The 17,271-nt window shown below is 52.9% G+C and carries 17 protein-coding genes; 4 read left to right on the top strand and 13 right to left on the bottom strand.

The window, feature by feature from the left end:
- The 7 genes from hscA to trmJ all read right to left on the bottom strand — a co-directional run bounded on the left by hscA (position 1) and on the right by trmJ (position 6,135).
- Positions 1–1,851 carry a Fe-S protein assembly chaperone HscA gene (gene hscA / locus AB8809_RS06240; RefSeq protein WP_349855872.1) on the bottom strand — a complete coding sequence of 617 codons (1,851 nt, stop codon included), beginning with the start codon at positions 1,849–1,851 and terminating at the stop codon, positions 1–3.
- Between the two features lie 75 nt (positions 1,852–1,926).
- On the bottom strand, positions 1,927–2,445 hold the full coding sequence (hscB, locus tag AB8809_RS06235) for a co-chaperone HscB (protein ID WP_181829113.1): 519 nt from the start codon (positions 2,443–2,445) through the stop codon (positions 1,927–1,929).
- A gap of 70 nt (positions 2,446–2,515) precedes the next feature.
- Positions 2,516–2,839 carry an iron-sulfur cluster assembly protein IscA gene (iscA, locus tag AB8809_RS06230; protein WP_180779502.1) on the bottom strand — a complete coding sequence of 108 codons (324 nt, stop codon included), beginning with the start codon at positions 2,837–2,839 and terminating at the stop codon, positions 2,516–2,518.
- A gap of 80 nt (positions 2,840–2,919) precedes the next feature.
- Positions 2,920–3,306 (bottom strand): Fe-S cluster assembly scaffold IscU, encoded by a 387-nt coding sequence (gene iscU / locus AB8809_RS06225; protein WP_005970177.1) that lies wholly within the window; start codon positions 3,304–3,306, stop codon positions 2,920–2,922.
- 24 nt (positions 3,307–3,330) lie between these two features.
- Positions 3,331–4,545, bottom strand: a complete 1,215-nt coding sequence (locus AB8809_RS06220) for an IscS subfamily cysteine desulfurase (protein WP_349855873.1) — start codon at positions 4,543–4,545, stop codon at positions 3,331–3,333.
- Positions 4,546–4,780: 235 nt separating this feature from the next.
- Positions 4,781–5,275, bottom strand: a complete 495-nt coding sequence (gene iscR / locus AB8809_RS06215; protein ID WP_015841206.1) for a Fe-S cluster assembly transcriptional regulator IscR — start codon at positions 5,273–5,275, stop codon at positions 4,781–4,783.
- A 134-nt stretch (positions 5,276–5,409) separates the two neighbouring features.
- Complete coding sequence (gene trmJ / locus AB8809_RS06210; RefSeq protein WP_349855874.1) at positions 5,410–6,135, bottom strand: tRNA (cytosine(32)/uridine(32)-2'-O)-methyltransferase TrmJ; 726 nt, start codon at positions 6,133–6,135, stop codon at positions 5,410–5,412.
- Between the two features lie 142 nt (positions 6,136–6,277).
- Between trmJ and suhB the strand changes: the two genes are divergently transcribed.
- The 4 genes from suhB (at position 6,278) to AB8809_RS06190 (ending at position 10,238) form a co-directional block, all read left to right on the top strand.
- Positions 6,278–7,081 carry an inositol-1-monophosphatase gene (suhB, locus tag AB8809_RS06205; RefSeq protein ID WP_180779501.1) on the top strand — a complete coding sequence of 268 codons (804 nt, stop codon included), beginning with the start codon at positions 6,278–6,280 and terminating at the stop codon, positions 7,079–7,081.
- Positions 7,082–7,233: 152 nt separating this feature from the next.
- Complete coding sequence (locus AB8809_RS06200) at positions 7,234–8,352, top strand: ABC transporter substrate-binding protein (RefSeq protein ID WP_349855875.1); 1,119 nt, start codon at positions 7,234–7,236, stop codon at positions 8,350–8,352.
- 6 nt (positions 8,353–8,358) lie between these two features.
- The gene (locus AB8809_RS06195) at positions 8,359–9,441 is read left to right on the top strand and encodes an iron ABC transporter permease (RefSeq protein WP_181829115.1); all 1,083 of its coding nucleotides are present in this window, start codon (positions 8,359–8,361) and stop codon (positions 9,439–9,441) included.
- Entirely contained in the window at positions 9,438–10,238 is an 801-nt protein-coding gene (locus AB8809_RS06190; protein WP_015841211.1) for an ABC transporter ATP-binding protein, read from the top strand. Before AB8809_RS06195 ends, AB8809_RS06190 begins: the two co-directional genes overlap by 4 nt.
- 123 nt (positions 10,239–10,361) lie before the next feature.
- Here AB8809_RS06190 and AB8809_RS06185 read toward each other — a convergent pair whose 3' ends face one another.
- From AB8809_RS06185 to AB8809_RS06160, 6 genes are all read right to left on the bottom strand, one after another.
- Positions 10,362–10,694: a hypothetical protein gene (locus tag AB8809_RS06185; protein ID WP_349855876.1), complete on the bottom strand. Its 333-nt coding sequence runs from the start codon at positions 10,692–10,694 to the stop codon at positions 10,362–10,364.
- Positions 10,695–10,778: 84 nt separating this feature from the next.
- Complete coding sequence (locus AB8809_RS06180; RefSeq protein WP_349855877.1) at positions 10,779–12,446, bottom strand: methyl-accepting chemotaxis protein; 1,668 nt, start codon at positions 12,444–12,446, stop codon at positions 10,779–10,781.
- A gap of 428 nt (positions 12,447–12,874) precedes the next feature.
- Complete coding sequence (locus AB8809_RS06175; protein ID WP_015841214.1) at positions 12,875–14,002, bottom strand: ABC transporter substrate-binding protein; 1,128 nt, start codon at positions 14,000–14,002, stop codon at positions 12,875–12,877.
- Between the two features lie 118 nt (positions 14,003–14,120).
- Positions 14,121–15,194 carry a nickel/cobalt transporter gene (locus tag AB8809_RS06170; protein ID WP_349855878.1) on the bottom strand — a complete coding sequence of 358 codons (1,074 nt, stop codon included), beginning with the start codon at positions 15,192–15,194 and terminating at the stop codon, positions 14,121–14,123.
- A complete protein-coding gene (locus AB8809_RS06165; RefSeq protein ID WP_349855879.1) occupies positions 15,185–15,844 on the bottom strand; it encodes a DUF1007 family protein in 660 nt (219 codons plus the stop codon). Before AB8809_RS06165 ends, AB8809_RS06170 begins: the two co-directional genes overlap by 10 nt.
- A gap of 44 nt (positions 15,845–15,888) precedes the next feature.
- Positions 15,889–17,049: a 3-phenylpropionate MFS transporter gene (locus AB8809_RS06160; RefSeq protein ID WP_349855893.1), complete on the bottom strand. Its 1,161-nt coding sequence runs from the start codon at positions 17,047–17,049 to the stop codon at positions 15,889–15,891.
- Positions 17,050–17,271 lie beyond the last annotated feature (222 nt).

Below are 17,271 nucleotides of genomic sequence, written 5' to 3'. Positions count from 1 at the left end.
TTACACCTCATCCACAGAATGGCCTGCCAGCGCGCGACGGATAGAGGCATCCATACGGCGAGCGGCGAATTCCTGGGTTTGTTGATCGACTGTTTTAATCGCGGCCTCAATCGCCACGGGATCGCTTCCCTGCATCATCGTGTACAGGTGTTCGGATGCCGCGACAATGACGCCTTTTTCGTCATTGCTCAATAACTCGGCGTCAGCCACCAACGCGCTTTGCAAACTTTCCAGCACGCGTGCCGCCTCTACTTTTTGCTCTGCCAGACGACGCGCGCCGACATCTTCCTTCGCATTCAGCATCGAGTCGGTGATCATGGTGGCAATTTCCGTATCGCTCAAGCCGTATGACGGCTTCACCTGAATGGATGCTTCAACGCCCGTCGATTTCTCCATCGCCGTCACGCTCAGCAGACCATCCGCGTCAACCTGAAAGGTCACACGAATGTGAGCTCCACCGGCAGGCAACGGCGGTAAGCCGCGCAGCGAGAAGCGAGCCAGCGAACGGCAATCCGCCACCATTTCGCGCTCGCCCTGCAAGACGTGGATCATCATGCCGCTCTGGCCGTCTTTGAAGGTGGTGAATTCCTGTGCGCGGGCAACCGGGATCGTGGTATTGCGCGGAATGATTTTTTCCACCAATCCGCCCATCGTCTCCAGCCCCAAGGACAAGGGGATGACATCAAGCAGTAGCATGTCGCTGTCTGGCTTGTTGCCCACCAGAATATCCGCCTGGATCGCCGCACCCATCGCCACGACCTTATCTGGATCGATCGACGTCAGCGGCGTGCGGCCAAAAAACGTTCCCACCTGTTCGCGCACCAGCGGAACACGCGTCGATCCGCCCACCATCACCACTTCCAGCACCTCTTCCGGCGTCAGTCCTGCGTCTTTCAGCGTACGACGGCAGGACAACAGCGTGCGTTTCACCAGTGGAGCGATCAGCGAATCAAACTGCTCACGGGTAATATCACCCTGCCAGCCAGCAACACTCACGCTCGCTGACTCGGCGCTGCTGAGCGCAATTTTGGCTTTCACCGCCGCAGCGCGAAGTGCATGATCCAACTGGCGATCGTCACGATCGTGAATCCCCGCCTGTTCACGCAACCACTCCGCCAGCAGATGATCGAAATCATCACCACCCAGTGCAGAATCACCGCCTGTCGCCAGCACTTCAAAAACGCCGCGGCTCAGACGCAGAATGGAAATATCAAAGGTGCCACCACCCAGATCGTAAATGGCGATCACGCCCTCTTTACCGGAATCCAACCCGTAGGCAATCGCGGCGGCGGTCGGTTCATTGAGCAGACGCAAGACGTGCAGCCCGGCAAGACGTGCCGCGTCTTTGGTGCCCTGACGCTGTGCGTCATCGAAATACGCAGGAACGGTAATCACCACGCCATCAGGCACACCGCCTAACGCCGCTTCCGCGCGCGCAGCCAGTGCGGACAGAATATCTGCCGAGACTTGTACAGGATTGAGGTTACCAGCAGGTGTCTGAATCAGCGGCAGGCCGTTATCGCTGGCATGAAAACGATACTGTAAATGCGGGTAGCGCTGTTGAATATCATCCAGAGAGCGCCCCATCAGGCGTTTGACTGAACTGACGGTATTTTCCGGATCGCGAGCAGCATTGTCGCGCGCCTGCCAGCCAACGCTGTGGCCATCGCGACGGTAGTGGACAACCGATGGCAACAGGTCACGTCCGTCGCTATCCGCCAGCGTTTGGGCTTCACCGCTGCGCACCGTAGCAACAAGAGAATGGGTGGTGCCTAAATCAATACCGACAGCCAAACGGCGCTGGTGCGGTGCGGCACTCAGACCAGGCTCACTAATTTGTAATAAGGCCATATTGAGCTTCCATCAATTGGCTGGCGAAAAAGCCGGTATAGCAACAACTATCGGGTTTCCCGCCGAATTAACCAGTTATCTGTCCAGCAATTGTTCTTCGAGTTCTTCAACCTGTTGCTGGAGCTTGTCTAAAAAGCGTAGCTTGCGCACGGTATCTGCGGCGTCTGTCCACGTCTCATTATCGAGTTCATCACGTATGTGCGAACGGCGTTTGACGATCATGGCCTGCAACCGTCCGGCAAACGCGCTCAACGCCACATCCGCATCAGATCGCTGTGAGATCGCGTCCAACTCTTCGCGCAGTTCCAGCTGTTCCATCAGGAATGCTGTGTCCTTCATCGTATGCTGTTCGTTGTTCACATCAAAGCCGTGCAGCGACAACATGTACTCCGCGCGTTTCAACGGATGCTTGAGCGCCTGATAGGCATTGTTGATCGTCGCCGCCTGCTGCACTGCCAGCATACGCTCGCGCTCTGGGCTGGCAGCATAACGATCGGGATGGAACTGCCGCTGCAACGCCTGAAAACGGGATGCAAGTAGGCCGCCATCCACATCATAGCGAATCGGCAGCCCGAATAACGTAAAGTAATCCATAGTGGTACTCTGGGAGTTCTGGGTAGCAGCGCCGACCATTCACTGATAGCACGCGACTACCCGAGAGGGGTCAGACGTTGAAACTTTCGCCGCAACCGCATTCGCCGGAACTGTTCGGATTATTGAACTTAAAACCTTCGTTCAGCCCTTCTTTGACGAAATCCAACTCGGTTCCATCAAGATAGACCAGGCTTTTGCCGTCCACGATGACTTTGACGCCTTTGTCTTCAAAGACCGTATCACCGTCGTTCAAATCATCAACAAATTCCAGCACATACGCCATACCGGAACAACCGGATGTCCGTACGCCAAGACGCAGGCCAAGGCCCTTGCCCCGGTTGGCGATGAAAGCGCTCACGCGTTGTGCCGCACTTTCGCTCAGAGAAATCGACATACTGTTACCTCGATCGTTCGCCATCTCGGCAGGAACAGGCACCGAGAGACACGGTGCCCCGCCGAGTTCAGCCGCAGAGATTACTGCGCGTCGCGTTTACTTTTGTAATCCGCAATCGCTGCCTTGATAGCGTCTTCCGCCAGAATGGAGCAGTGAATCTTCACTGGCGGTAGCTCAAGTTCTTCGGCAATCTGCGTGTTCTTAATCGCTTCAGCTTCATTCAGCGATTTGCCTTTTACCCACTCTGTGACCAGCGAGCTGGAAGCAATGGCAGAACCACAACCGTACGTCTTGAAGCGGGCATCTTCGATGATACCCTCATTGTTGACTTTTATCTGCAACTTCATCACATCGCCGCACGCTGGCGCGCCGACCATGCCGCTGCCGATAGAAGGATCGGCGTTGTCAAATGAACCCACGTTGCGTGGGTTTTCATAGTGATCAATTACTTTTTCGCTGTAAGCCATGATAGTCGTCCCCGATCTGGTGAATTAATGATGCGCCCACTCGATGCTGCTGATATCAACGCCCTGCTTGAACATTTCCCACAGCGGAGAAAGATCGCGCAGACGACCGATGGATTTACGCACCAGCTCGATGCTGTAGTCGATCTCTTCTTCGGTGGTAAAACGCCCCAGCGAGAAACGGATCGAGCTATGCGCCAACTCATCATTCATGCCCAGCGCACGTAACACGTAGGAGGGCTCCAGACTGGCCGACGTACAGGCAGAACCGGACGATACCGCCAGATCCTTGAGCGCCATAATCAGTGATTCACCTTCAACGTAGTTAAAGCTGACGTTCAGGATGTTAGGCGCGCCCTGCTCAATGTCACCATTCAGGTAGACTTCTTCAATATCATTAATACCGTTCCACAGACGATCGCGCAGCGTGCGCAGGCGCTCCATTTCTGCGGTCATCTCTTCTTTCGCGATGCGGTAGGCTTCACCCATGCCGACAATCTGGTGCACAGGCAAGGTGCCAGAACGCATACCACGTTCATGGCCGCCGCCGTGCATCTGTGCTTCAAGACGAATACGGGGTTTACGACGAACATACAGTGCTCCGATCCCTTTCGGCCCATAAATTTTATGGCCGGAGAAAGACATCAGATCCACTTTTAACTGGTTGAGATCGATAGGCAGCTTGCCTACGCTCTGCGTGGCGTCGACGTGGAACACGATACCGCGACTGCGGCACATCTCGCCGATCGTTTCGATATCCTGCACAACACCGATTTCATTGTTAACATGCATGATGGAAACCAGAATGGTGTCCTCACGCATTGCGGCTTCGAGTTCAGCCAGATCGATAATACCGTTACGCTGCGGAGCCAGATAGGTGACCTCGAAACCTTCGCGCTCAAGCTGACGACAGGTATCCAGCACAGCTTTGTGCTCGGTCTTGCTGGTGATGATGTGTTTGCCCTTCTTCTGATAGAAGTTGGCAACGCCTTTAATCGCGAGGTTATCGGCTTCGGTCGCGCCTGACGTGAAGACAATCTCACGTGGGTCAGCGCCAACCAGCTCAGCGATTTGGTTACGGGCGATATCTACCGCCTCTTCCGCCTGCCAGCCAAAACGGTGGGAACGGGAAGCCGGGTTACCGAACGTACCGTCCAAAGTCAAAAACTGCATCATTTTCTCAGCGACGCGCGGGTCAACCGGCGTGGTGGCTGAGTAGTCGAGATAGATAGGTAACTTCATTGCTCATAAACTCCGTACATCACTTCAAAACGTACAATGCGTTTTGTTTTATTGACAGGCTGTTTATACCCGCAACCTCTCGGGCCAATGCAAAAATCTGACGATGTTATCGTTGGCACAACATCGTGATAGTCGGAATTAAACCAGCCCCACATTGGGCAATGTGGACAGGATTATGCAGCTATCAGAAAGGCAAAACGTGACGAGTAAAGGTACTCGTCACGTTGAAGGTGTATCAGGCGCGCAGGTTAACGTTGATCGTTTCCTGAATACGTCCATTGGCGGTGCGGCGAATGTCCGCATCCTGACGATCCGCAACATCCAGCACTTCCTTATTATTCACCAGCTCGTCCAGCGTGATGTTATTCAGGAAGTCGGTAATACGGTCACTCAGATCGCGCCACAGCGTGTGCGTCAGGCAGCGATCGCCACCCTGACAGCCTTCACGACCCTGGCAGCGTGTTGCATCCACGGATTCATCGACGGCAGAAATAACCATACCAACGGCGATTTCATTCGCGCTTTTACCCAGCAGGTAACCGCCGCCCGGGCCACGAACGCTGGCAACCAGTCCATTCTTACGCAGGCGTGAAAACAGCTGCTCCAGATAAGACAGTGAAATACCTTGGCGTTCAGAAATATCCGCCAATGGAACTGGCCCTTCCTGGGAATGCAGAGCCACATCGAGCATGGCGGTAACGGCGTAACGGCCTTTGGATGTCAGTCTCATGATAGTGGTACCTGTAGGTAAAACATGTATTATGAAAACATGTATTATGAAAACATGTATTGGCAGAACATACCGCGAGTCTGACATTCCTGAGTGTTTTAGTCAACTATTTAACCGAGCAAAACACTCAAGTATTATTCGTCGTGTGTTTTTTGTACCGAACTCAGTATTCCGCGCAGGATGTTAAGTTCCTGAGCTTCAGGCCTGGCGCGGGTAAACAGGCGACGCAGCTTGTTCATGACCTGCCCCTGATGCGCTGGTCGGATAAACCCGGTTTGCAGTAATGTCTGTTCAAGATGCTGATAAAACCGCTCCAGATCGTCGACCAGCGGGTACGGCGATTCTTCATGTTGCGTCTGTCCGGCCTGTAACCGATCCAAATGCGCGATACGCACTTCATAAGCGATGATCTGCACTGCCATCGCCAGATTGAGCGAACTGTATTCCGGGTTTGCAGGAATCGCCACGTGGTAATGGCATTTCTGAAGTTCATCATTCGTCAATCCCACGCGTTCACGCCCGAACACCAGCGCCACCGGTGCGTGCTCCGCTTCCTGCGCGCTGCGAACGCCGCACTCACGCGGTTCCAACATCGGCCAGGGTAAGGTTCGGGAACGTGCGCTGGTGCCAACGACCAGACCACACCCTTCGAGCGCCTGATCGAACGAATCAACAATGGTGGCATTACCGATAACATCGCTGGCGCCTGCCGCCAGCGCAATGGCCTGTGAATCAGGCTTAACCAACGGGTTGACCAGATAGAGTTTGCTTAACCCCATGGTTTTCATCGCTCTGGCCACTGACCCCATATTGCCAGTGTGCGACGTTTCGACCAGAACAATGCGAATATTGTCTAACATATGAACTCTGTTGTGCGATAGATAGAAGGAAATGGTGCGAAAAGGAACTCGCTGTACCTTAACACAAACTTAGCTATTTTACTTTTCTACTGCTATACTCTGCGCCGCTTTCCGTTCTTTAACATTCCAGTGGACCGATACCATGCATCCGATGCTCAACATCGCTATACGCGCTGCGCGTAAAGCCGGTAATTTGATTGCCAAAAACTATGAAACGCCAGACGCCGTCGAAGCTAGCCAGAAAGGCAGCAATGATTTTGTAACCAACGTCGATCGGGATGCAGAACGTCTGATCATTGAAGTCATCCGCAAATCTTACCCACAGCACACCATTATTGGTGAAGAGTGTGGCGAGCTGGCAGGTGAAGATCCGGCAGTACAATGGGTTATCGATCCTCTGGATGGCACCACCAACTTCATCAAACGTTTACCTCACTTCGCTGTTTCTATCGCGGTCCGCATTAAAGGCCGTACCGAAGTTGCCGTCGTTTACGATCCTATGCGTAATGAACTGTTTACCGCGACCCGTGGTCAAGGCGCACAGTTGAACGGCTACCGTCTGCGCAGCAGTACTGCCCGCGATCTGGAAGGCACCGTACTGGCAACAGGTTTCCCCTTCAAATTAAAGCAACATAGCAAAACCTATATCAATGCCATCGGCGCGCTGTTCACCCACTGCGCGGATTTCCGTCGTACAGGTTCTGCCGCACTGGATCTGGCGTATGTTGCCGCAGGTCGCGTTGACGGTTTCTTTGAAATCGGTCTGAAGCCGTGGGATTTTGCTGGCGGCGAGCTGCTGGTTCGTGAAGCAGGCGGGATCGTAACGGACTTCGTTGGCGGCCATAACTATATTGCGTCTGGCAATCTGGTTGCAGGTAATCCGCGTGTAGTGAAAGCCATACTGGGCACTATCCGTGAAGAACTGAGCGACGCGCTGAAGCGCTAATCTCGACCGACTCCGGCTCCCACATAAAAACGAAAAGAGCCGGAGTTGTTATTTTTCTTTACATATGAATCCTGTATACGCATTGTTTATCCTTATACGATAATAATTATCAAACTCATTGCTCTGATAAATTGTGAATTAGGATCGCCACCATGTTAAGAAAATCAGTAAGATCGCTCTTTCTGACCGCCCTTTGCACCACCCCACTTTTCAGCTACGCCACCCAATATCCCCTTACCGTCACCGATCTTGACGGGAAAAGTGTCACCATTAAACAAGAACCGCAGCGCATCATTTTGCAGGATGGCCGCGATATTATGGCGATGGCACTGCTCGACCGTGATAATCCCTTCCAGCGTCTGGTTGCCTGGAACAATCTGGCAAAAAAACAGGACACAGCAACCTGGGACATGCTGAAAGGAAAATGGCCTGAGTCCGTCGGCATTCTGGATATGGGATTTAGTGACAAAGGCAACATCGACCTGGAAAGCGTGCTGTCAAAACAGCCGGACTTGATGATTGCCCAGTTGCGTGCCAAGCCAGCGTTGAAGGAAAGCGGTGTGATCGACAAGCTCAGCGCGCTGAATATTCCCGTCCTGTTTGTCGATTACGAAGTGAATCCGGCGAAAGATACCGCCCCCAGCATCGATCTATTGGGGAAAGTGCTGAACCGCGAAGCCAATGCCAAAGCGTATACCGATTTCTATCGCCAACACTTTGATGCCATTCAGCAGAAAACCGCCACGATCACCCCGAAACCAAGCGTCTTTGTTGAACCGATTGCCGGAAACTCAGATTCCTGCTGCTTCACGCACAGTAAAAGCGGCTGGGGCGGATTAGTTGAAGCAGTCGGCGCGAAAAACATTGGTTCAGATTTACTGCCAGGCGCAACGGGTTTTGTCTCGCTGGAAAAAATCATCAGCATGAAACCTGATGCCTACATCATGACGGGCTCTAAGCGTGGCAACAGTCAGGTACTGCCGTTAGGCTATGGCGCCAGCGTAGAAGACGTTCGCAATCAGGCTAATGTGCTACTAAGCCGCACGGGTATTAGCCAGATTCCGGCAGTTCAGGCGAAACACGTCTATGGCGTTTACCACCATTTCTACAACCATCCCTACAACATTGTCGGTATGGAATATCTGGCAAAAGATATTTATCCTCAGGCGTTTACCAGCCTGAACCCTGATGACACGTATCACCATATCATTCAAAATTTTACCTCGCTGCCTGACAGTGACTTTATCTTTGCCTGGAAACAAGGTGAGTAATTTTTCATGAGTACGACCACTGAACCGGGTATCCGCAATACTGCCGCGGATGCCAACACCGTTATGGACAACTATCGCGGCATCATTCGACGCCGCGTGGGTGTGATGGCGATACTGCTGTTGATCATCATCGGCTCGTTGTTGCTGGATTTCACGATGGGGCCTTCAGGCCTGACGCTTGATGTGCTGTGGCAAACGCTGACCGATCCGGCCAGCGCCGATGCCGGTACACGCGTGATCGTTTGGGATATTCGTCTGCCTTACGCGCTAATGGCGATTATTGTCGGGCTGGCGCTCGGCTTGGCTGGCGCAGAAATGCAAACCATCCTGAATAACCCGTTGGCCAGTCCGTTTACGCTCGGCGTTTCTTCCGCCGCCGCATTCGGCGCCGCGCTGGCTATCGTCCTCGGCATCGGTATCCCCGGCATTCCGGCTCAGTGGTTTATCTCTGCAAACGCTTTTATCTTTGCTCTGCTGGCAGCCTTGCTGCTTGATGGGATTACGCGCTGGACGCAGGTCGCCACGTCTGGCGTCGTGCTATTCGGTATCGCGCTGGTGTTCACTTTCAATGCGCTGGTTTCCATGCTCCAGTTCATCGCCAACGAAGACACGCTGCAAGGCCTGGTGTTCTGGACGATGGGCAGCCTGGCGCGCGCGTCGTGGGAAAAACTGGGCATCCTGCTGCTGGTTCTGGCCATCATCATGCCCATTTCGCTGATGAGCTCATGGAAACTGACGGCGCTGCGGTTGGGTGAAGATCGCGCCGTGAGTTTTGGCATTAACGTTCGCCGCCTGCGTCTGGCGACGCTACTGCGCATCAGTATTTTATCTGCCATTTCAGTCGCATTTGTTGGCCCCATCGGCTTTATCGGTCTGGTTGCCCCGCATATCGCACGTATGGTTTTCGGTGAAGATCACCGCTTCTATCTGCCTGCCAGTGCCTTAACCGGCGCGCTCGTGCTGTCGATGGCGTCCGTTGCCTCGAAAAACCTCATCCCCGGCGTCATTATCCCGGTCGGTATCGTCACATCACTGGTTGGCGTGCCTTTCTTCCTGAGTATTATCCTGCGCCACAGAGGAAACGTATGAACCAGCAAACCGCTTCTGGATTACGCCTTTCCCACTTTCGCGCCGGTTATCCTAAACGTCAGGTGATTCGCGATCTGTCCGTACCTCTGCTGCCGCGCGGGAAAATTACCGTGCTGCTCGGCCCCAACGGCAGCGGTAAATCCACGCTGCTGCGAGCCATGGCGGGCCTGAATGCCTCCGAGGGCGAACTGTGGTTGGATGATACCAATCTGATGACGTTGCCATTCGCTCAGCGGGCGGAAAAAGTCGTTTATCTGCCGCAATCCCTTCCCGCAGGCGTTCACCTGCACGTGCTGGAATCGATCATCGTCGCACAGCGTGCGTCCGGCGGCATGCACAGTGCTGAAAAGCAGGATGAAGTCATGAATCTGCTGCGTCAGCTTGGCATTGAACATCTGGCGTTGAGCTATCTCGACCAGCTCTCAGGCGGGCAGAAACAGCTGGTCGGATTAGCGCAATCGCTGATCCGCCAACCTTCGCTTCTCCTACTGGACGAACCGCTTAGCGCGCTGGATTTGAACTATCAGTTCCACGTCATGGATTTGGTGCGCAAGGAAACGCGTAAGCGCAACATCATTACCGTCGTGGTGGTGCATGACATCAATATCGCGCTGCGTCACGGCGACCATGTACTGATGCTACAAAACGGTAACCTGATTGCTGACGGCGCGCCGGCCGAGGTGATTAGCCCGGAAAGTTTATCAGCGGTCTATGGCGTACGCGGCCGTATCGAGCGCTGTTCACAGGGCGTTCCGCAGGTGATTATCGACGGATTGGTAAGCGAACCGACCATCTAAGTCCGTCGTTGAATGAACAGACGGTGAGTTCCCTCACCGTCTTCCTTCCTTAGCTTATCTGGAACTACGACGCTTGATTTACCGCGTCAAAGCGATCTCGTAGCGCTTACTCTGACGATGTCGTTATTCAACACAGGACAGGCGTTCAGAGCCAAGCATATCGCGCATGTTCGTCAGCATGTTTTCAAACAAACGCAGCGCCAGACCAACACTGTTTACGTTGTAGTATAACGGTGCGTCATTCTGCTTCAGATAATGTTCGAACTCTGGTTTATCGAGCAGCTTATAAATTGCCGTAAATCGCAAAATAAGGTGACGGCAATTATTGAGGTAGAGATCGAGCGTGCGGTAATCACTTTTCATTAGCTGAGTAAGCAACGCGGTCATATGTTCGAACTCCGTCAGTAACGACGCATAATCCCCCAAATTTTCCGCACTGTGCTCAGTCGATTCCATATCGTCATCCCCCTGGATTTTTCACCACTGGTCAAGATCTTATAGCCGCATACCGTCTCACTGTACAGCATGCGGCTTGAGGGATCAGAAACTCTGCCAGTCCGTTTCATCCTGAGTGACGACGCCTTTTTTCCTCACGGGAGAAAGACGCGGCGTTGATATTCCCGGTAGCACAGGTGCAGAAGCGGAAGCAAGCGCCAGAGAGGGTACCTGCCCTACAATGAACTGCCCCACCAACTGACTCAGCGTACTCGCCTGCTCTTGTAGCGACTGCGACGCCGCAGAAGCCTCCTCCACCAATGAGGCGTTTTGCTGAGTCACATCGTCCATCTGGTTAACGGCCTGATGCACCTGACTGATACCTCGGCTTTGTTCCTCGGTCGCCGCCGCGATTTCATTCACCAAATCCGTCACCTGCTGGATCGCGTCTTTCATCGCCGACATGTTTTTCCCTACGTCGCTGGCCTGATCAACACCTGCCGATACCAGCGAGTTTGAAGCATCAATCAAATCCTTGATTTCACGCGCCGCCGTGGATGACCGCTGTGCCAGCGTGCGAACTTCTCCCGCCACCACCGCAAAACCGCGTCCCTGCTCGCCGGCGCGCGCTGCTTCTACCGCCGCATTCAGGGCAAGAATATTGGTCTGAAATGCAATCCCTTCGATAAGCGCAATAATGTCGGTGATCTTGCCCGAGCTGGTACGAATATGTTCCATCGTATTCAGCATCGTGTTAACGGAATCCGCGCTATTGATGGAAATTCGGCTGGCATTCCCCGCCAGCAGGCTGGCCTGTTGCGTGTTCTCCGCATTCTGGCGCACTGTCTCACTGATTTCCGTCATACTGGCGGCGGTTTGTTCCAGCGAAGCAGCCTGTTCCTCGGTACGGGATGACAAATCTTCATTACCCGCGGCAATCTGCGTCGCCGCGCTACTCACCGACTGCGATGACGCACTCACCGATGCCAACGCCGAAGATACCCGGTGCATCAGGCTATTAAAGGCACGGGCAGTATTTCCTACTTCATCTTTGCGCCGATCGTCAGCTTGAATCGTCAGGTCGAGATGCGTGCTGACGTTCTCCATCGTTTGACTCATATTGTTCAAGCTTTTTCTAATACCCAGAATGGTTCTCACCGCAAAAAAGCCGATCAATAACACGATCAGTAACGTACCGGACAACAGACCAAACCACGTTTGCTCATAGACCCGTTTATTCACCACACGTAAGTCATCACCCAATTTGACATTCAGATCGAACTGTTTACGGTAATTGGCGAGCAGGTTACGAACCGCTTCTCCAGGCCCACCCGTTCCCTGCAGCAGGCCAAGCGCGATCTCGTTTTGATTTGCCTTTGACGCGTTAAGAAAAACAGGTAGCGACGCCTGTAATTTTTTTGTCAGGTCAATCGCCGTGTTGATCAGTAGTCGATCTTCCTCACTGGAGACATCATTGATCAGGTAGTACTCATTGAGGTTCTTCATTTCCTCGATGGTTCTATTAATGTCCTGTTCGATCGCGGGCAGCTTACGATCGTCATCCGTGGTCTGATGACGATACAAAAAAAGCACCAGCGAATTACTTTTATCCACCAGACTATTTAAATCTTTGATGCTCGGAATCGCATTGTCCTGAACATATTCAAAACGAGACTGGAACCCTGATAACAATGATAAAGTGACTATAACTAATGAGATAAGTGCTAGCGACATTAGCGAAAACGTCAGCAGCAAGCGTTGCGTGATATTCATAACCGCTCCATTTTTGAATTTTTATACCGCACTTTTTTTCCTGATTCCGGTATGTCGAATGAACAACGTCGTCCTGCCTACATGGCGTGTTGAACAAAAATCAGACATTCCTTTACCACGCTCAATTATCGTCACAGAAGCGAACAGCTTGATAGCATTGATCGCCAAAACCATTTAATAATCTCAAACCAATAATCACCAACTATCAAAACAAGATAATCGATCGTCAAAAACATCTGACGATCCTGTAATCAGGTAAGTGGGAAGGGAAACGTTTGCTTTGCTCTCTCGCAGAACAAAGAATGCGGTGAAATCTCCTCTTCAGCGCCACTGTCGATAGATAGCTGAACGAGAGAGAAAGGCATAAAAAAAGCACTGAACGATGAGGTTCAGTGCTTTTTTATTATCGGGATTATGGCCTGACGGTGTTATTTCTTCGCTGGCAGCGTGACCCAGTAGCCCGGTTGATACGGCAGCGGCAGGAACTTCTCATGGAAGGTACGGAACGTCGCATCAGGATCGATATCCTTAAACAGTTCTGGATGCATCCATTTTGCTAATACCTGAATCGCCACAAACTGATATGGGCTGTCATAGAACTGATGCCAAATTGCATGCGCATTACCATTGGTTGCTACCGGCAACGTTTTGAAGGCTGAACGCTCCATCAGTTTTTGCAAACGTTGCAGCGCTTCTTTCTGATCTGCCCCTGGTCCAACGCCAACCCAGCCATTCGCCGTGTTGTAGTTTTTCCAGTTCGCCCCGGTCACCACCACCACATCCGGGCGGGAACTGATAATCTGCTCTGGGTTCAACGAACCAAACGTGCCGGGGATGATGTTCTTGGCAATGTTGTCACCGCCAGCGGCTTCAACCATACGACCAAAGTTCTCATCACCGAATGACATGCAGCACTCTTCGTCATAGCCGCCTGCACGGTCGATCATCACTTTTGGACGCGGGCCCTGATAGTTCTTCAACCGATCGGTAACCAGCTCAATCTGCTCACGACGGAATTTAATAATCTCTTCCGCACGCTGTGGTTTTCCGACCAGTTGCCCCATGATGTGAATGCTTTTCTCCGCGTTCTCAAACGGCTTCTCGCGGAAATCGATAAACACCACCGGAATACCCAGCGAATTGAGTTTCTCAATCAATTTACCTTCATCCGTCGCCGCTTTTGATTCCAGATTCATCAACACCAAATCCGGTTTCAGCGTCAGCGCCTGCTCGACGTTGAAAGTACCATCCTTCGCTCCGCCGAAGGTCGGCAGCTTTTTAATTTCCGGGTATTTCTTTTCATAAGCCATATAGCCGTCGTAATCGGCTTTTGGCAGATCGTCACGCCAACCAACCACACGTTGGAACGGTGCTTCAGTATCAAAGGCAGCCAGCAGATAAATCTGTCGACCTTCCCCTAAAATAATCCGCTTCACTTCGGATTTAATTTCTACTTTCCTGCCACTAACGTCTTCAATAACAATCGGGTTAGCGCTAGCGATAGCGCTCGCACTCAGCCCCAACAGAACAACGACTGAGAACAGCCATTTCTTCATTATTATTCCCTTCTGAGATTATGGTTATAAATGATAATAGTTATCATTATTGAAATGATATCCTGCCGTGATTATCGGAAGCAATGGGTTTTTAGCGCGACGTTAATAAAAGGTAAAATTAGCCGGAGAATGGCCGAATACCGCCCATCATCGCGGGCTGTGCGCTGAGGTAAAGCAGGATGCCGGAGCCAACCAAAATCAGCCCGCCAGCAAAAGCCAGAAGAGAAAACGTCGCTCGCTGCCATACGGGCGATGCACGATTTGCCCCTAAACGCTCAACGATGCGACGGCAGTAAAAAACCAACACAGCCAGCGCCGAGATCGTGATCGCCGTTCCGGCAGCCATCACCAACGCAGAGGCCACGCCCCACAGATAGACGCCGATCACTTTAGAGAAGAGCAGCACCAGAATAGCGCCTGAACAGGGGCGCATTCCCATCGCCAGCACAATCATCAAGCGCGTACGCCAGCTGCTATCACGCTCAAGCTCCTCATTGCTGGGAAGATGGCGGTGCCCACAGCCGCAGTTGTCATCGTGCTGATGCAAAGAATGGGAAAGCACAGGCGCCGGGCGAAGCCTCATACGTCTATCCGTTGGTACGTTAAGCTGGGTGACACGCAAAATAGTCGCAGGTTTAGGCTGCTGTACGAGGGCGGTGTACAGCTGTTTCAATGCGCGGAAACAGAGCAAGAGCCCCAACCCCGCGACCAGCACGAAGCTTCCTTTTTCCATCCAGAAACTGCTGTTGTGCAACGTTCGGCTGGATAACTGTAAGATCCCTAAAACCACGGTCACCAGCGCTACCGCCATCAGTCCCTGAACCAGCGACGCGGCAAACGTCAACTTCAGGCTGCTTTTCAGCTTCGACGGGTGTGTCGCCAGATAGGTCATGATGACCACTTTACCGTGCCCTGGCCCAACGGCGTGGAGCACGCCATAGACCAGACTGAATATCATCAGACTCAGCCCCGCTTGATGCGGCTGCTGTTCCACCATTTGCAACAGGTGCGCCATTTGCTGATGCAGCGATTTCTGCCAGATCGCGCTTTGCAACAGGATTTGCGGCCAGTACCCCACGATGTAATGCAGCGCCGAGGCCAGCAGCGCCAAAAAGAGCCACAGCGGCCACAGATCGCGCAGTCGATTCAACAGCGGGCGCCGGCGCGGTAGCGAGCCGAGATTCACTGACATTGCAATGTCACCCGCTGTGCGAACTGTTTCCCCAGCTCCATATCTTCATCCGGCGCATCATTCTTATCCAGCGATAGCGCATAGGATTGCAGTTCAGCGTTAGGTTCTGGTGTGACGAGCGTCGTTTTACAGCGCGAGGCTAGCTCAGGCGCGAGCTTCACAGCCTTATCATTTTGATAGGACATATCGACAAAATAGGTAGGATCGTAAGTCGAGATCAGTAAAGGCTTTCCGGCCAGCGGCTGTGGATGTGCCAACGGCAGTACAAATTCCAGGACCGCCTGATTGCCTTTGCGGGAAAGGTGATACTCGGTTGGCAGCAGCGTATATTTCACGGGCTGATTATCACGATAAATATCGGTGAAATAGTGCTGCCCCCACACGTTAGCCATGACTTCCGCCGCCAGCTTTTTCCAGATTTCAGAATCGGTTTTCGCCTTTCCTGCGTCATACAGCAAATCGGCCGATGTGATAGGATCCATCGTCCACTGCATACGTAAACCGGTGATGTGGTCGTTCTGGCTCTCAACTGTCGTCTGCATATCAATAAAACTGTGTGGGTGAGCGAAAACGGGTTGGACGAATGCCAAGCCTGTCATCAGCAACGTTATCTGTCCGTACCCGCGTTTCAAAGCGTTATAATGTAACATTATTTTTACCACACTACGTTATCTTGACAGTAGATACCACGTTATTAGACCTTTTCGACCGCAGCACGGTGGCTGACAGAAGGCCGGATAAACAGTGCCGGCACCGCCAGCAGCGCCATCACCCAGAACGTGCCGCCCTGTAAATGCTCAAACAGGAAGCCGGATACCATCGTCATCACCGCGATACTGCCCCCCATCGCCAGCGCGGAATACAACGCCTGTAGCCGCAGAATGTCACCACCAGAACGTGCCGCGATAAAACGCATCGCGGCCAGGTGGCACACAGTGAACGTGCCACAGTGCAATATCTGTATCACAATCAGCCACGGCAGAGCCACCGTCGAGCCCATTAACCCCCAGCGCACCACGCCACACACGGCTGAGAGCAGCAGAAGCTGTCTGGCGCTCCAGCGCCGAAACAGACGCTGGCTGAAGGTAAAGATGACAATTTCCGCGACCACACCTAATGACCAGAGATAGCCGATAATTGAGGCGGAATAGCCTGAGTCTTGCCAATAAATAACGCTGAAACCATAGTAAGCCGCGTGCGCGCCCTGTAGCAGGGATACACAAAGCAGGAAACGCCATACCGCAGGCTCAGTCAGCAAGGTTTTCCACGGCGTCACGCTAACCGACTGTGCCGTCGACGCTGCGGCTTGCGGCATCACGCTGGGGCGAAGCAGCATGCCTAACAGCATGACAGCCAGCCCCGCACTGAGAATCGCCAGAATCGCGGGATGTCCCCAGATAGCGACCAGTTCCCCCGTCGCCGCAGAGGCGATAACGAACGCTATCGACCCCCAAACCCGCACCTTGCCATAATCCATCACGATCTGCCGCTGCCAGGTTGCTGCTAATGCATCGGTCAGCGGCACCAGCGGCGCGAAAAACAGGTTAAACCCAATCATCACTATCATCAGCCACAGCCAGGCATTACCCAGCCAAAAACCAACGACCAGCTCCAGTGACAGTAACGCCAGTCCACGTAATACCGTAATCAGTTTGGACGGATCTTTCACACTGGGCGTGATGACCAAACTACCGACGAAGCGCGCCACCAGACCCGCCCCCAGCAGCATCCCGATCGACTCGGCGGACAGCCCCTCGCCTTTCAGCCACCCGCCCCAAAACGGCAGGAAAACGCCATAACAAAAAAAGTAAGTGAAATAGCTCAGCGCCAGCCAGCGCGTCGATTGCAAAACCATGATGTCTCCCTTTCGATGACGAACACGCCCGTTCACCATCCGACGAATCGTCGCAAACGCGATGTTTAGCATTTTCCACTGAAAATGCATCCACGCACTTTGCTGGCGATTCTTTTTTTCTGGTTACTCTTTTTTGCCGGTTACTGTGTCAGAGAGCATGCGGCGGCGCAACGCGTTATTCGCGATGAAACGTGAATGACGGTATCGACCCGATCGGCAGCC

The organism is Pectobacterium aroidearum, assembly GCF_041228105.1.
GTDB classification, from domain to species: domain Bacteria; phylum Pseudomonadota; class Gammaproteobacteria; order Enterobacterales; family Enterobacteriaceae; genus Pectobacterium; species Pectobacterium aroidearum.
This window is presented reverse-complemented; position numbering and strand designations above follow the sequence as displayed.

Coding starts and splice junctions, on each gene's coding strand:
- hscA (WP_349855872.1), bottom strand. CDS start 1,851: ATGGCCTTATTACAAATTAGTGAGCCTGGTCTGAGTGCCGCACCGCAC.
- hscB (WP_181829113.1), bottom strand. CDS start 2,445: ATGGATTACTTTACGTTATTCGGGCTGCCGATTCGCTATGATGTGGAT.
- iscA (WP_180779502.1), bottom strand. CDS start 2,839: ATGTCGATTTCTCTGAGCGAAAGTGCGGCACAACGCGTGAGCGCTTTC.
- iscU (WP_005970177.1), bottom strand. CDS start 3,306: ATGGCTTACAGCGAAAAAGTAATTGATCACTATGAAAACCCACGCAAC.
- AB8809_RS06220 (WP_349855873.1), bottom strand. CDS start 4,545: ATGAAGTTACCTATCTATCTCGACTACTCAGCCACCACGCCGGTTGAC.
- iscR (WP_015841206.1), bottom strand. CDS start 5,275: ATGAGACTGACATCCAAAGGCCGTTACGCCGTTACCGCCATGCTCGAT.
- trmJ (WP_349855874.1), bottom strand. CDS start 6,135: ATGTTAGACAATATTCGCATTGTTCTGGTCGAAACGTCGCACACTGGC.
- suhB (WP_180779501.1), top strand. CDS start 6,278: ATGCATCCGATGCTCAACATCGCTATACGCGCTGCGCGTAAAGCCGGT.
- AB8809_RS06200 (WP_349855875.1), top strand. CDS start 7,234: ATGTTAAGAAAATCAGTAAGATCGCTCTTTCTGACCGCCCTTTGCACC.
- AB8809_RS06195 (WP_181829115.1), top strand. CDS start 8,359: ATGAGTACGACCACTGAACCGGGTATCCGCAATACTGCCGCGGATGCC.
- AB8809_RS06190 (WP_015841211.1), top strand. CDS start 9,438: ATGAACCAGCAAACCGCTTCTGGATTACGCCTTTCCCACTTTCGCGCC.
- AB8809_RS06185 (WP_349855876.1), bottom strand. CDS start 10,694: ATGGAATCGACTGAGCACAGTGCGGAAAATTTGGGGGATTATGCGTCG.
- AB8809_RS06180 (WP_349855877.1), bottom strand. CDS start 12,446: ATGAATATCACGCAACGCTTGCTGCTGACGTTTTCGCTAATGTCGCTA.
- AB8809_RS06175 (WP_015841214.1), bottom strand. CDS start 14,002: ATGAAGAAATGGCTGTTCTCAGTCGTTGTTCTGTTGGGGCTGAGTGCG.
- AB8809_RS06170 (WP_349855878.1), bottom strand. CDS start 15,194: ATGTCAGTGAATCTCGGCTCGCTACCGCGCCGGCGCCCGCTGTTGAAT.
- AB8809_RS06165 (WP_349855879.1), bottom strand. CDS start 15,844: ATGTTACATTATAACGCTTTGAAACGCGGGTACGGACAGATAACGTTG.
- AB8809_RS06160 (WP_349855893.1), bottom strand. CDS start 17,049: ATGGTTTTGCAATCGACGCGCTGGCTGGCGCTGAGCTATTTCACTTAC.